A 13,414-nucleotide genomic window follows, 5' to 3' on the forward strand; every position below is an offset into this window, starting at 1 on the left:
TCGCCAAGGAACAGACATGAAAGTTTTCTACGACAAGGACGCCGACCTCTCCCTCATCAAAGGCAAGCAGGTCACGATCATCGGCTACGGCTCGCAAGGCCATGCGCACGCACTGAACCTGAAGGACAGCGGCGTGAACGTGACCGTCGGTCTGCGTAAGGGCGGCGCTTCGTGGAGCAAGGCCGCGAACGCTGGCCTTACCGTGAAGGAAGTCGCGGAAGCGGTGAAGGGTGCGGACATCGTCATGATGCTGCTGCCCGACGAGCAGATCGCCGAGGTGTACAGCAAGGAAGTGCACGCGAATGCGAAAGAAGGCGCGGCGCTCGCCTTCGCGCACGGCTTCAACGTCCACTACGGTCAGGTGATCCCGCGTGCGGACCTCGACGTGATCATGATCGCGCCGAAGGCGCCGGGCCACACGGTGCGCGGCACGTACACGCAGGGTGGCGGCGTGCCGCACCTGATCGCGGTCGCGCAGGACAAGTCGGGTGCGGCGCGCGACATCGCGCTGTCGTATGCGGCGGCGAACGGCGGCGGCCGTGCCGGCATCATCGAAACGAACTTCCGCGAAGAAACCGAAACCGATCTGTTCGGCGAACAGGCTGTTCTGTGCGGCGGTACCGTGGACCTGATCAAGGCCGGTTTCGAAACGCTGGTCGAAGCGGGCTACGCGCCGGAAATGGCGTACTTCGAATGCCTGCACGAACTCAAGCTGATCGTCGACCTGATCTACGAAGGCGGCATCGCGAACATGAACTACTCGATCTCGAACAACGCCGAGTACGGCGAGTACGTGACGGGTCCGCGCATCATCACCGCTGAAACGAAGAAGGTGATGAAGGACGTCCTGAAGGACATCCAGACCGGCGAGTACGCGAAGAGCTTCATCATCGAAAACCGCGCCGGTGCGCCGACGCTGCAATCGCGCCGCCGTCTGACGGCCGAGCACCAGATCGAACAGGTCGGTGCGAAGCTGCGCGCGATGATGCCGTGGATCGCGAAGAACAAGCTGGTCGATCAGTCGAAGAACTAAGCCGGCATTTCGTCGCTGCGGCAGCGCGGAGTTCGCGCTGTCCGTGTGCAACGCATCAAAAAGCCGTCCAGGCGTGCTGAACCCTGGACGGCTTTTGCTATCCTACGGTTTTACAAAAAAGTGAAGCCACTCATGAATTACCCTCATCCGATCATCGCGCGCGAAGGCTGGCCGTTCATCGCGATCGCCGCCGTCGTTGCGCTGCTGATCAATTTCATCGCGGGGTTCGGCTTTGCGTGGCCGTTCTGGCTGCTGCTCATCTTCGTCGTGCAGTTCTTCCGCGATCCCGCACGGCCCATTCCCACCCAGGCGAATGCGGTGCTGTGTCCCGCCGACGGCCGCATCGTCGCGGTCGAAACCGCGCACGATCCTTACGCGAATCGCGAGGCGCTGAAGATCAGCGTGTTCATGAACGTATTCAATGTGCATTCGCAGCGCTCGCCGGTCGATGGCGCGATTTCGAAGGTCGAGTATTTTCCGGGCGCCTATCTGAACGCTGCCGTCGACAAGGCGTCGCTCGAGAACGAACGCAACGCGCTCGTGATCGAAACCGCGAGCGGTCACACGGTGACGTCGGTGCAGATCGCGGGGCTGATCGCACGCCGGATCCTCTGCTATGTGCGCGCCGGCGAACCGCTCACGCGCGGTCAACGTTACGGCTTCATCCGCTTCGGTTCGCGGGTCGACGTGTACCTGCCGACAGGCAGCCGTCCGCGCGTGTCGATCGGCGAAAAGGTATCCGCGTCGTCGACGATCCTCGCTGAACTGTAAGCCGGCATAAGGAGTTTCCGATGGCCGCATTCAAACCGCGTCGTCCGCGCCAGGGCGGCGCACCACTGCCGCGAGCGTTTCGCCGCAACAAGCCGGTGGTGCAGGAGCCGGTGGTGACCGACAGCCGCCGCGCCCGGCGTCAGCAGTTTCTGCGCAAGCGGGGCATCTATCTGCTGCCCAATGCGTTTACCACGGCCGCGCTGTTCTGCGGCTTCTTCGCCGTCGTGCAGGCGATGAACGTGCGCTTCGAAGTCGCGGCGATCGCGATTTTCGTCGCGATGGTGCTCGACGGCATGGACGGCCGCGTCGCACGGATGACGCATACGCAAAGCGCGTTCGGCGAGCAGTTCGACAGCCTGTCCGACATGGTGTCTTTCGGCGTCGCGCCGGCGCTCGTGATGTACGAATGGATCCTGAAAGACCTCGGGCGCTGGGGCTGGCTCGCGGCGTTCGTCTACTGCTCGGGTGCGGCGCTGCGGCTCGCGCGCTTCAATACGAACATCGGCGTCGTCGACAAGCGCTTCTTCCAGGGCATGCCGAGCCCGGCCGCGGCCGCGTTGATCGCGGGTTTCGTGTGGCTTGCCACCGATAACCGCGTGCCGCTCAAGCTGGTCTGGCTGCCGTGGGTCGCGTTCGCGCTGACCGTCTATGCGGGCGTGACGATGGTGTCGAACGCGCCGTTCTACAGCGGCAAGGCGCTCGACGTCCGGCATCGCGTGCCGTTCGCGGCGATCCTGCTCGTGGTGGTCGCGTTCGTGCTCGTGTCGTCCGATCCGCCGCTGATGCTGTTCGGCCTGTTCGTGCTGTACGGGCTGTCCGGCTACGTGTTCTGGGCGTGGCGCGCGGCGCGCGGCCGGGCCAATCCGGCCCGTTCGTCGCAGCGAGAGAACTGACACGTAGCTCGTGCTACGCAGGTACGGAGAAACGGCAGCCAAACGGTAACGTAAGGCTGCCGTTTCCCTTTCCGGGGCAGGCTTTGCGCCAATTGCACGTTTGCTGGATTGCCGCTATATTTGGCGGATGCGATTCCCCACGATTTCCCTTCTTCCTCAAGCCGGCGCGCCGCTACGCGTGCTAGCGCTAGCGCGCCTGCCGCGCTGATCGTTCTCGCCCCCGTCTGCCTCGTGCGTGGTTTAGCGTCGCCAGCGGTGGCGCGAACACCCGAATTTCGTTTCCTGCATAAAGTTACTCAACGAACCCCACGAATCCCCACGGAGACCCGAGATGGCAGACAAGCTGATCATTTTCGACACGACGCTGCGCGATGGCGAACAATCGCCCGGTGCGTCGATGACGAAGGAAGAAAAAATCCGTATCGCGAAGCAGCTCGAACGGATGAAAGTCGACGTGATCGAAGCGGGCTTCGCCGCCAGCTCGAACGGCGACTTCGACGCGATCCAGACAATCGCTTCGACGATTCGCGACAGCACCGTGTGCTCGCTTGCCCGTGCGAACGATAAAGACATCCAGCGTGCCGCCGATGCGTTGAAGCCCGCCGATCATTTCCGCATCCACACGTTCATCGCAACGTCGCCGCTGCACATGGAAAAGAAGCTGCGCATGACGCCCGACCAGGTGTTCGAGCAGGCGAAGCTCGCCGTGCGCTTCGCGCGCAAGTTCACCGACGACGTCGAGTTCTCGCCGGAAGACGGCAGCCGCTCCGACATGGATTTTCTGTGCCGCATATTGGAGGCAGTGATCGCCGAAGGCGCGACGACGATCAACATCGCGGACACCGTCGGCTATGGCGTGCCGGATCTGTACGGCAATCTCGTGAAGACGCTGCGCGAGCGCATTCCGAATTCGCACAAGGCCGTGTTCTCCGTGCACTGCCATAACGATCTCGGGATGGCGGTCGCGAATTCGCTGGCCGGCGTGCAGATCGGCGGCGCGCGTCAGGTCGAATGCACGATCAACGGTCTCGGCGAGCGCGCGGGCAACACATCGCTCGAAGAAATCGTGATGGCGGTGAAGACGCGCAAGGACTACTTCGGCCTCGAACTCGGTATCGACACGACGCAGATCGTGCCCGCATCGAAGCTCGTGTCGCAGATCACCGGCTTCGTCGTGCAGCCGAACAAGGCGGTGGTCGGCGCGAATGCGTTTGCGCACGCGTCGGGCATCCACCAGGACGGCGTGCTGAAGGCACGCGACACCTACGAGATCATGCGCGCGGAAGACGTGGGCTGGGCCGCGAACAAGATCGTGCTCGGCAAGCTGTCGGGACGCAACGCGTTCAAGCAGCGGCTGCAGGAGCTGGGCGTGACGCTCGACAGCGAAGGCGAACTGAACGCCGCGTTCGCGCGCTTCAAGGAGCTCGCGGACCGCAAGGCCGAAATCTTCGACGAGGACATCATCGCGATCGTTACGGAAGAATCGGCCGAAGCGCAGCAGAAGGAGCACTACAAGTTCGTGTCGCTGTCGCAGCGCTCGGAGACCGGCGAACAGCCGCATGCGCGGATCGTGTTCTCGGTCGACGGCAAGGAAGTCACCGGCGAAGCGAAGGGCAACGGGCCGGTCGATGCGACGCTGAACGCGATCGAATCGGTCGTCGGCAGCGGGTCGGAACTGCTGCTGTACTCGGTCAACGCGATCACGACCGGCACGCAGGCGCAAGGCGAAGTGACGGTGCGGCTGTCGAAGGGCGGACGCATCGTGAACGGCGTCGGTACCGATCCGGACATCGTCGCGGCGTCGGCGAAAGCGTACATCTCGGCGCTCAACAAGCTGTATAGCAACGTGGACAAGCTGAACCCGCAGCGCTCGTAACGCAGGGCCGCGCCTATTTAACGGCCTCGCGTCCCGGCGTACCGCTGCTTCACTCTGAAAACCCCGTGCTTCGACGAAGCGCGGGGTTTTTCTTTGCCTCTTTAGCGCCTTACCTTGTTACCGATGCTTATTCGGCGGCTGGCCGGCGCCACGTCCATTCGCGCGCCGGACGCCGGGCTGCGTGCGCGTGCTGGCGCACCTCCACCGCGATCGAACGGCGCGGCGCGTCGGCGGCGAAGCGGTCGATCAGCTCGCGCACGTCGTGGTCGATGAAGTCGGCGCGCATCGCATCGACGATCAGCGTCGCGCCGTCGGGGATCTGCTGCAGATAGTGCTTCAGCGAAACCTTGCCGAGAAACGACACGTCCTTGCGGAACGACAGCAGGTAGTGATCGTCGTGCTGCGCGAGCGTGATCGGCCGCTGCAGGTTGGCGTGCAGTGTGAGCAGCACACTGCACAGCATGCCGAGCACGATGCCGATCAGCAGGTCGGTCGCGAACACACCGATCACCGTCACGATGAACGGAGCGAATACGGCGAATCCCTGTTTCGCGGTCGCGGCAAACAGTGACGGCTTTGCGAGTTTCACGCCGGTGAAGATCAGGATCGCCGCGAGGCAGGCGAGCGGAATCAGGTTGATCACGCTAGTCAACGCGAACACGCTGACGAGCAGCAGCACACCGTGAATCACCGCGGACAGCCGGCTGTGCGCGCCCGCGTGCACGTTCGCTGAACTGCGCACGATCACCGATGTGATCGGCAGCCCACCTATCGCGCCGGCGATCAGATTGCCGACGCCCTGTGCCTTCAGCTCGCGATCCGGCGGCGCGGTGCGACGCTTCGGATCGATCTGTTCGACTGCTTCGAGGCTCAGCAGCGTTTCGAGACTCGCGACGATCGCGAGCGTGAACGCGACACGCCAGATGTCCGGATTGACGAGTTGCGCGAGATTCGGACCGAAGTCGGCGAGCGCGAGTGCCGCACGCAGCGCCGCGAACGATTCAAGCGAGGGCAGTGCGACGCGGTGTCCGGCGGCCGGCGCGAAGGCGGGGGCGAACGCGTCGAGCGCGAGGGTCGCGGCGATGCCGAGCAGCACGACCGCGAGCGGCGCGGGCATCAGGCGCACGAGCGTGAAGCGGCGCAACGCGCGGGTTTCCCACGCGGCGAGCAGCGCAAGCGATAACCCGGCGATTGCGCATGCCGCGAGCGACAGCGAGCCGAACGGCGTCGCGAGACTGCCTGCCGTGTGTAGGGCGGCGTCCGCGCCGGTGCCGCTCATGCCGAGCGCGAGCGGGACCTGTTTGACGATCAGCAGCAGGCCAATCGCCGCGAGCATGCCCTTGATCACCGGCGACGGCACGTACGCGGCGAACCGGCCCGCCTTCAGCATCCCGAAGCCGAACTGGATCGCGCCCGACAGCAGCACCGCAAGCAGGAACGCCGAAAAACTGCCGAGTCGCGCGATCCCTTCGACGACGATCACGACGAGGCCCGCCGCTGGTCCGCTGACGCTCAGCCGCGAGCCGCTTAAAGCCGCGACGATCAGCCCGCCGATGATCCCGGACACGAGCCCGGCAAATGGCTCGACGCCCGATGCGTTGGCGATGCCGAGGCACAGCGGCAACGCGACGAGAAAGACGACGGTGCCCGCGAACAGGTCGCGGGCAAGCGTGGAGGGACTGAGTCGGTCGGTCATGGTATCGGGCGGAGTGGGGAGTCGGTAATCGGGTAGCGACCGACGACGCGCCGGTGTGCGTCGTCGCCTCGCGGTGCCCCGGAAAGCGTTATGTGGAAGGCGCTGCGGTCGACGGCGCACGCACGGGGGCATCGTCCGGATAGCCGGACGCGAGCACTTTGAGCCCGCCGTCTTCGAGCGAGAAGATCCAGCCGTGCACGAGCGGTGGCCGTTCCATGTCGCGCACGATCGGATGAGCGCGTAGCTGGCGCACCTGCTCGAGCACGTTCAGTTCCGCGAGCCGGTTCACGCGCGTGGCCTCCGATTCGTGCTGCGCGAGTTCGTCGCGATGCGTATGCGCGAGCGTGCAGAGCGGCGCGATGCGCCGGTTGACGTGCGGCAGTGACGGGTCCAGCGGCAGCAGCGATGCGCGCACGCCGCCGCAGCCGTAGTGTCCGCAGACGATTACGTGACCGACTTCCAGCACGCGGACCGCGTACTCGAGCACGCTCGCACCGTTGTCGTCGTCGGGATCGAACAGGTTCGCGATGTTGCGGTGGACGAACAGGTCGCCCGGCTCGCAATGGGTGATCGTTTCGGCGGGCACGCGGCTATCCGAGCAACCGAGCCACAGCACGTGCGGATTCTGGCCCTGCGTCAGGCCCGTGAAGAACTGCGGGTCGCGGGCGGCGGCTTCCCGCGCCCAGGCGATGTTGGCGACCAGCATGCGTTTCGGACGATCCATCTAAAGCGGCTCCATCGTTCGTTCGATGCGTCGCCGCCGTTTGCGCGGCGGCCGTCTGCATCGGGTTAAACCTTACCAATAGCTTTCTATCGAAAAATTATTGGCGCGTCAGAAAAAAATCGTATCCCATGCGACATAAATAAAAAAAAGCCGCCCTGCGAAAGGCGGCTTGCGTGTCCTGCGGGTTGGATCGGCATCAGAAGAAGCTGCGGCGATCCGGGTCGTGCAGCGGGTCAGGCGTTTTCTGTGTGAGGCGCACGATGCCCTGCGCGTCGAAGTAGAAGCTGTACATCATGTACCAGACGTTGTCCTCGAGATAGCGATAGGTCCAGACCTCGCGCTTCATCAACGGGAAATACGCGGTCTCTTCGGGGCGGCCGAAGTTGACGAGCACGTCGTTCTTCGTCCACTTGCCGATCTCCGCGCGATAGAACTCGTTGGGCTGCAGCACCTGGCGCACGTTGACGACCTTGCCGGACGCGTCGATGTCGGCGGCGACCGTTGTTTCGCCCATCGGCTGGGTCGGCCACATCAGCCGCTTGCCGCCGTTCGGCAGATCGTAGACTTCGCGCGGCGGGCCGAGCTTCGCGACGACGGTCGATTGATCCTCGCCCGCTTGAAACCGCTGCCACGGTTGCACGCAGCCGGCCAGCGTCAGCGCGCCGAGGCAGGCCGCGGCCAGACGCCGCAGCCGCGTGCGCGGCGACGTCGAGCGCACGGCGGGAGCGGTTCCGGCTGCGGATGAAAGACGGGTAGACATGAATTCCTCCGGTGACAGGCGACGACTGACGGCTCGTTGTGGAATGCGTCGAGTGCATTATTTTGACACGCGGGCCGGGAAAGGATTGCCGGGCGCGCATAGCGTCGCGCATTGTCCGTCTGGCGGGCTTGCTCTCGTGGGCGTGGGCGTCCTATGATCCGCGCTTCGACGAATCGGGCGGAACGACGATGGCAATCCGGTGGGCAGGGTGGACGAAGTGGGGAAGCATGGCGCTGGCCGCGCTCGCCATCTCGATGACGATGGCGCCGCTCGCGGCGTCGGCAGCGGGCGAGCCGATCCGGCTTGCAATGATCGAGGGCATGTCCGGGCCGTTCGCGAATGCGGGTGCCGCGGTGGAACGTAACCTGCGGCTCGGCGTCGAGCAGGTGAACGCGCGCGGCGGCGTGAAGCTCGCCGACGGCGCGCATCCGCTCGAACTCGTGGTGCTCGACAGCAAGGGCAGCACCGAAGAGGCGCTGGTCCAGCTACGCGCCGCGGCGGACCAGCACATCGGCTTCATCCTGCAGGGCAACAGCTCGGCGGTCGCGGCCGCGCTGCTCGGGGCGATCGACAAGCAGAACGCCCGCGAGCCGGACAACCGCGAACTGTTCCTCAACTATTCCGCCGACGATCCCGCGCTGACGAACGCGAACTGCAGTTTCTGGCATTTCCGCTTCGACGCGCATGCCGGCATGCGGATGGACGCGCTCGCGGACGTGATCCAGCACGACCAGTCGGTGAAGAAGGTGTATCTGTTGAACCAGGATTACAGCTTCGGCCACGACGTGAGCCGCCTCGCGCGCGCGGCGCTCGCGGCGAAGCGGCCGGACATTTCGGTGGTCGGCGACGAATTTCACCCGATCGGTCGCGTGAAGGACTTCGCGCCGTACATCGCGAAGATCCGTGCGAGCGGCGCGGATGCGGTCGTCACGGGCAACTGGGGCAACGATCTGACGCTACTCGTGAAGGCGGCGCGCGAGCAGGGCCTCGACACCCGCTTTTACACGTTCTACGGCAACAGCCTTGGCGCGCCGGCGGCGCTCGGCGACGCGGGCGTGAAACGCGTGCTGGCAGTTGCCGACTGGCATCCGAATGCGGGCGGTGCCGCGTCGGACGCCTGGTATCGCGCGTTCCGCGTGCGCTACCCGGCCGCTCAGGACGACTACCCGGTGCTGCGCATGGAGCTGATGATCGAGATGCTCGCCGCGGCGATGACCCGTGCTGGCAGCGCACAGCCAGCGGCAGTCGCGCATGCTCTGGAAGGGATGAAGTTCGACAACGGTTTCCATCCGGTGTGGATGCGCGCCGACGACCATCAGTTGATCCAGCCTTTGTACGTAATGGAGATGGACAAGGCCGGCACGCCGGGGGTGCGCTTCGACAACGAGGGGTCCGGCTATGGCTTCCGGACCGTGCTCGCGCTGCCACCCGAGCGCACGGCGCCGGCAACCGTGTGCCGGATGCAGCGGCCCTGAGCACGGGCCGGCCCCAGCGGCCTCAAAACGGGCCAATCCCTCCGAAAAACGCGGAAACACAGGGGGTTCGCCCGGCACACACGCTGTGTTACAATCGCGTTCCGCTGTAAATCACGGCACGGCCATTCTTCCGTGACCGCCTGTCTAGTACTTAAGGAAATCAACATGTCTGTTGCTGAAGTTACCATTGCCAAGAAGTCCGACGTCGTCGCGCAATTCGCACGCGCTGCCAACGACACCGGCTCCCCTGAAGTGCAGGTCGCGCTGCTCACGACCCGCATCAACGAACTGACCGTTCACTTCAAGGCTCACACGAAGGATCACCACAGCCGCCGCGGTCTGCTGCGCATGGTGAGCCGCCGTCGCAAGCTGCTCGACTACCTGAAGGGCAAGGACGCCGACCGTTACCGCACGCTGATCGAGAAGCTGGGTCTGCGTAAGTAATCGGACGGTCTCTCACCAAGATGCCTGTGTCAGTTCCACTGATACAGGCATTTTGTTTTTGAATGGTGCGCTTTATGTGATGCGCACCGGCAGGTTGTCCGCCGTCGTTCGTTCCCGTCATTCGATGCGGCGCGAAACACCCGGCGGCAACCCGAAACACGGCCGGGCCTCGGGGCAGAGCTTTGTGTCATTCCAGCGGTTCGCGCACGGCGCGCTTCTCTGGAATGGCATAACACTCCTCTGCCCGCGCGGCCCCGGTCATGGCGTTGCCGCGCCGCTGCTAGTCCGCGCGGCATAACGAAGCGTAAAGGAGTGACTAATGTTCAATAAGATCGTTAAAGAGTTCAAGTGGGGACAACATACCGTTCGCCTGGAAACCGGTGAAATCGCCCGCCAGGCAGGCGGCGCGGTGCTCGTCGACATCGAAGATACCGTGGTGCTCGCCACGGTCGTCGGCGCGAAAACCGCGAAGCCCGGTCAAGACTTTTTCCCGCTGACTGTCGACTACATCGAAAAGACCTATTCCGCCGGCAAGATCCCCGGCGGCTTCTTCCGCCGCGAAGGCCGTCCGTCCGAAGGCGAGACGCTGATTTCGCGCCTGATCGACCGTCCGCTGCGTCCGCTGTTCCCGGAAGGCTTCTACAACGAAGTCCAGGTCGTGATCCACGTGATGTCGATCAACCCGGAAGTGCCGGCCGACATCCCCGCGCTGATCGGCGCATCGGCGGCGCTGGCTATCTCCGGCCTGCCGTTCAACGGCCCGGTGGGCGCCGCACGCGTCGCGTACATCAACAACGAATACGTGCTCAACCCGACGCGCGCGCAGATCAAGGAATCGAGCCTCGACCTCGTGGTCGCGGGCACGGAACGCGCGGTGCTGATGGTCGAGTCGGAAGCGAAGCAACTGCCGGAAGAAGTGATGCTCGGCGCGGTCGTGTTCGGCCACGAGCAGATGCAGATCGCGATCGACGCGATCCACGAGCTCGTGCGTGACGGCGGCAAGCCCGAATGGGACTGGCAGCCGGCGCCGAAGAACGAAGCGCTGATCTCGCGCGTGACGGAAATCGCGCAAGCCAATCTGCTCGCCGCTTATCAGATCCGCGACAAGCAGGCACGTTCGGCGAAGCTGAAGGAAGTCTACGCAGCGACGTCCGCGAAGCTCGAAGAAGACGCAGTGGCCGGAGGTACGGTTGCAGCGGACAAGGCGAGCGTCGGCAACGTGCTGTTCGACATCGAAGCGAAGATCGTCCGTTCGCAGATCCTGAACGGCGAGCCGCGCATCGACGGCCGCGACACGCGCACGGTGCGCCCGATCGAGATCCGTACCGGCGTGCTGCCGCGTACGCACGGCTCGGCACTGTTCACGCGCGGCGAAACGCAGGCGCTCGTCGTCGCGACGCTCGGCACGAAGGGTGACGAACAGATCATCGACGCGCTCGAAGGCGAATACCGCGAGCGCTTCATGCTCCACTACAACATGCCTCCGTTCGCGACCGGCGAAACGGGTCGCGTCGGTTCGCCGAAGCGTCGCGAAATCGGTCACGGCCGTCTCGCGAAGCGCGCGCTGGTCGCGTGTCTGCCGAGCGCTGAAGAATTCGGCTACTCGATCCGCGTCGTTTCGGAAATCACCGAATCGAATGGTTCGTCGTCGATGGCTTCGGTGTGCGGCGGCTGCCTCGCGCTGATGGACGCCGGCGTGCCGATGAAGGCGCACGTCGCGGGCATCGCGATGGGCCTGATTCTCGAGGACAACCGCTTCGCGGTGCTGACCGACATCCTCGGCGACGAAGATCACCTCGGCGACATGGACTTCAAGGTGGCGGGTACCGAGCAAGGCGTGACCGCGCTGCAGATGGACATCAAGATCCAGGGCATCACGAAGGAAATCATGCAGGTCGCACTCGCTCAGGCGAAGGAAGGCCGTCTGCATATTCTCGGCAAGATGAGCTCGGCGGTGTCGGGTGCGAACACGCAGCTGTCCGACTACGCGCCGCGCATGATCACGATCAAGATCAATCCGGAAAAGATCCGCGACGTGATCGGCAAGGGCGGCTCGGTGATCCGCGCGCTGACCGAAGAAACCGGCACGACGATCGATATCTCCGACGACGGCGTCGTCACCATCGCGAGCACCAGCAGCGAAGGGATGGCCGAGGCGAAGAAGCGCATCGAGAACATCACGCTGGAAGTCGAAGTGGGCCAGGTGTATGAAGGCTCGGTGCTCAAGCTGCTCGACTTCGGCGCGATCGTGAACATCCTGCCGGGCAAGGACGGTCTGCTGCATATCTCCGAGATCGCAAACGAGCGCATCAAGGACATCAACGACTATCTGAAGGAAGGCCAGCAGGTGAAGGTCAAGGTCATCCAGACGGACGAGAAGGGTCGTGTGCGTCTGTCCGCGAAGGCGCTGCTGAACGAAGCGCCGCAGGGCGAGCCGACGCCGCAGCAGTAACGCGGTAAGAGGCAACGGCCGGCAGCGCGAATGCGCGCCGGCCGTTTTTCATGCAGGGCCGGTTGTTTTAGGGCCGATTGTCCTGTGCATCCCGCGTTCGCGGGGTTCACAGCGCAATCCAGACCTTGGAGGTAACGACGGATGAAAGCGATCGAGATTACCGAGTTCGGTGCGCCTGAAGTCTTGAAGCTCGCCGAGCGGCCGATGCCGGAGCCGAAAGCAGGCGAAGTACTGATCAAGGTGGCTGCGTCGGGCGTGAACCGGCCGGACGTGTTCCAGCGCAAGGGCGCGTATGCGCCGCCACCGGGGGCATCGGATCTGCCGGGCCTCGAGGTGGCGGGCGAGATCGTCGGCGGTTCGCTCGACGTGAAGCACAATCCGTTCGGCCTGAAGATTGGCGATCGCGTGTGCGCGCTGCTCACTGGCGGCGGCTACGCGGAGTACGCGACAGCGCCGCTTGCGCAATGTCTGCCGGCGCCGCAAGGGCTGTCGGATGTCGAGGCCGCGTCGCTGCCCGAGACCTTCTTCACGGTATGGAGCAACGTCTTCGATCGCGCGCAGCTGGGCGCGGGCGAGGGCGGCGCAAACGAAACCTTCATGGTGCAGGGCGGCTCGAGCGGCATCGGCGTGACGGCGATCCAGATCGCGCACGCGCTCGGCTTCCGCGTGTTCGCTACTGCCGGGTCCGACGACAAATGCCGCGCGTGCGAAGCGCTCGGTGCCGAACGGGCGATCAACTACAAGACCGAAGACTTTGTCGAGGTCGTGAAGTCGCTGACGAACGACCGCGGCGTCGACGTGATTCTCGACATGGTGGCGGGCAGCTACGTGCCGCGCGAACTGACGGCGCTCGCGGACGGCGGACGCCTCGTGCTGATCGCGCTGCTCGGCGGCGCGAAAGCGGAGCTGAATCTCAACGACGTGCTGCGCCGCCGTCTGACGGTGACCGGCTCGACGCTGCGTCCGCGGTCGGTAGAATTCAAGGCGAAGGTCGCCGCGCGGTTGAAGGAGCACGTGTGGCCGCACCTCGAGAGCGGACGCATCAAGCCCGTGGTGCATCAGGTGTTCCCGGCCGCGCAGGCGGCGCAGGCGCACGCGCTGATGGAGAGCAGTACGCACGTGGGCAAGATCGTGCTGGACTGGGGCGTGACGAGTGTGGCCTGAGGCCGCGCTCGCGCAGTAAAAGGGTGCGGATACGCGGCATCGCGGTTTGACCCGGTCCGGCCTGACGCAGTAAAATTGCGCGTTTTGCGCGCGCTGTACGACGCGGGACGAGCCGGGCCGGCATTC

The 13,414-nt window shown here is 64.5% G+C and carries 11 protein-coding genes; 8 read left to right on the plus strand and 3 right to left on the minus strand.

Features of this window, described 5'->3' with window-relative positions:
* Positions 1-16: 16 nt before the first annotated feature.
* From ilvC to ACREXZ_RS08650, 4 genes are all read left to right on the plus strand, one after another.
* A complete protein-coding gene (gene ilvC, locus ACREXZ_RS08635) occupies positions 17-1,033 on the plus strand; it encodes a ketol-acid reductoisomerase (protein ID WP_431763629.1) in 1,017 nt (338 codons plus the stop codon).
* Positions 1,034-1,165: 132 nt separating this feature from the next.
* A complete protein-coding gene (locus tag ACREXZ_RS08640; RefSeq protein WP_431763630.1) occupies positions 1,166-1,804 on the plus strand; it encodes a phosphatidylserine decarboxylase in 639 nt (212 codons plus the stop codon).
* Between the two features lie 20 nt (positions 1,805-1,824).
* The gene (gene pssA / locus ACREXZ_RS08645) at positions 1,825-2,697 is read left to right on the plus strand and encodes a CDP-diacylglycerol--serine O-phosphatidyltransferase (protein WP_431763631.1); all 873 of its coding nucleotides are present in this window, start codon (positions 1,825-1,827) and stop codon (positions 2,695-2,697) included.
* 331 nt (positions 2,698-3,028) lie between these two features.
* Positions 3,029-4,573 (plus strand): 2-isopropylmalate synthase, encoded by a 1,545-nt coding sequence (locus ACREXZ_RS08650; protein ID WP_431763632.1) that lies wholly within the window; start codon positions 3,029-3,031, stop codon positions 4,571-4,573.
* 127 nt (positions 4,574-4,700) lie between these two features.
* Here the strand turns inward: ACREXZ_RS08650 and ACREXZ_RS08655 are convergent, their stop codons facing one another.
* The 3 genes from ACREXZ_RS08655 to ACREXZ_RS08665 form a co-directional block, all read right to left on the minus strand.
* On the minus strand, positions 4,701-6,269 hold the full coding sequence (locus ACREXZ_RS08655) for a SulP family inorganic anion transporter (protein WP_431763633.1): 1,569 nt from the start codon (positions 6,267-6,269) through the stop codon (positions 4,701-4,703).
* An 88-nt stretch (positions 6,270-6,357) separates the two neighbouring features.
* Positions 6,358-6,993 carry a carbonic anhydrase gene (locus tag ACREXZ_RS08660; RefSeq protein WP_431763634.1) on the minus strand — a complete coding sequence of 212 codons (636 nt, stop codon included), beginning with the start codon at positions 6,991-6,993 and terminating at the stop codon, positions 6,358-6,360.
* 196 nt (positions 6,994-7,189) lie between these two features.
* A complete protein-coding gene (locus ACREXZ_RS08665; protein ID WP_431763635.1) occupies positions 7,190-7,753 on the minus strand; it encodes a hypothetical protein in 564 nt (187 codons plus the stop codon).
* 227 nt (positions 7,754-7,980) lie between these two features.
* Between ACREXZ_RS08665 and ACREXZ_RS08670 the strand changes: the two genes are divergently transcribed.
* The 4 genes from ACREXZ_RS08670 (at position 7,981) to ACREXZ_RS08685 (ending at position 13,288) form a co-directional block, all read left to right on the plus strand.
* Positions 7,981-9,228, plus strand: coding sequence for a branched-chain amino acid ABC transporter substrate-binding protein (locus tag ACREXZ_RS08670; RefSeq protein ID WP_431763690.1), 1,248 nt, complete (start codon positions 7,981-7,983; stop codon positions 9,226-9,228).
* Positions 9,229-9,393: 165 nt separating this feature from the next.
* Positions 9,394-9,672 (plus strand): 30S ribosomal protein S15, encoded by a 279-nt coding sequence (rpsO, locus tag ACREXZ_RS08675; RefSeq protein ID WP_431763636.1) that lies wholly within the window; start codon positions 9,394-9,396, stop codon positions 9,670-9,672.
* Positions 9,673-9,991: 319 nt separating this feature from the next.
* Entirely contained in the window at positions 9,992-12,124 is a 2,133-nt protein-coding gene (pnp, locus tag ACREXZ_RS08680) for a polyribonucleotide nucleotidyltransferase (RefSeq protein ID WP_431763637.1), read from the plus strand.
* Between the two features lie 141 nt (positions 12,125-12,265).
* Positions 12,266-13,288, plus strand: coding sequence for an NAD(P)H-quinone oxidoreductase (locus tag ACREXZ_RS08685; RefSeq protein ID WP_431763638.1), 1,023 nt, complete (start codon positions 12,266-12,268; stop codon positions 13,286-13,288).
* Positions 13,289-13,414: the final 126 nt, after the last annotated feature.

Source organism: Paraburkholderia sp. (assembly GCF_050742655.1).
In the GTDB taxonomy this organism is placed as follows: Bacteria; Pseudomonadota; Gammaproteobacteria; order Burkholderiales; family Burkholderiaceae; genus Paraburkholderia.

Coding starts and splice junctions, on each gene's coding strand:
- ilvC (WP_431763629.1), top strand. CDS start 17: ATGAAAGTTTTCTACGACAAGGACGCCGACCTCTCCCTCATCAAAGGC.
- ACREXZ_RS08640 (WP_431763630.1), top strand. CDS start 1,166: ATGAATTACCCTCATCCGATCATCGCGCGCGAAGGCTGGCCGTTCATC.
- pssA (WP_431763631.1), top strand. CDS start 1,825: ATGGCCGCATTCAAACCGCGTCGTCCGCGCCAGGGCGGCGCACCACTG.
- ACREXZ_RS08650 (WP_431763632.1), top strand. CDS start 3,029: ATGGCAGACAAGCTGATCATTTTCGACACGACGCTGCGCGATGGCGAA.
- ACREXZ_RS08655 (WP_431763633.1), bottom strand. CDS start 6,269: ATGACCGACCGACTCAGTCCCTCCACGCTTGCCCGCGACCTGTTCGCG.
- ACREXZ_RS08660 (WP_431763634.1), bottom strand. CDS start 6,993: ATGGATCGTCCGAAACGCATGCTGGTCGCCAACATCGCCTGGGCGCGG.
- ACREXZ_RS08665 (WP_431763635.1), bottom strand. CDS start 7,753: ATGTCTACCCGTCTTTCATCCGCAGCCGGAACCGCTCCCGCCGTGCGC.
- ACREXZ_RS08670 (WP_431763690.1), top strand. CDS start 7,981: ATGGCGCTGGCCGCGCTCGCCATCTCGATGACGATGGCGCCGCTCGCG.
- rpsO (WP_431763636.1), top strand. CDS start 9,394: ATGTCTGTTGCTGAAGTTACCATTGCCAAGAAGTCCGACGTCGTCGCG.
- pnp (WP_431763637.1), top strand. CDS start 9,992: ATGTTCAATAAGATCGTTAAAGAGTTCAAGTGGGGACAACATACCGTT.
- ACREXZ_RS08685 (WP_431763638.1), top strand. CDS start 12,266: ATGAAAGCGATCGAGATTACCGAGTTCGGTGCGCCTGAAGTCTTGAAG.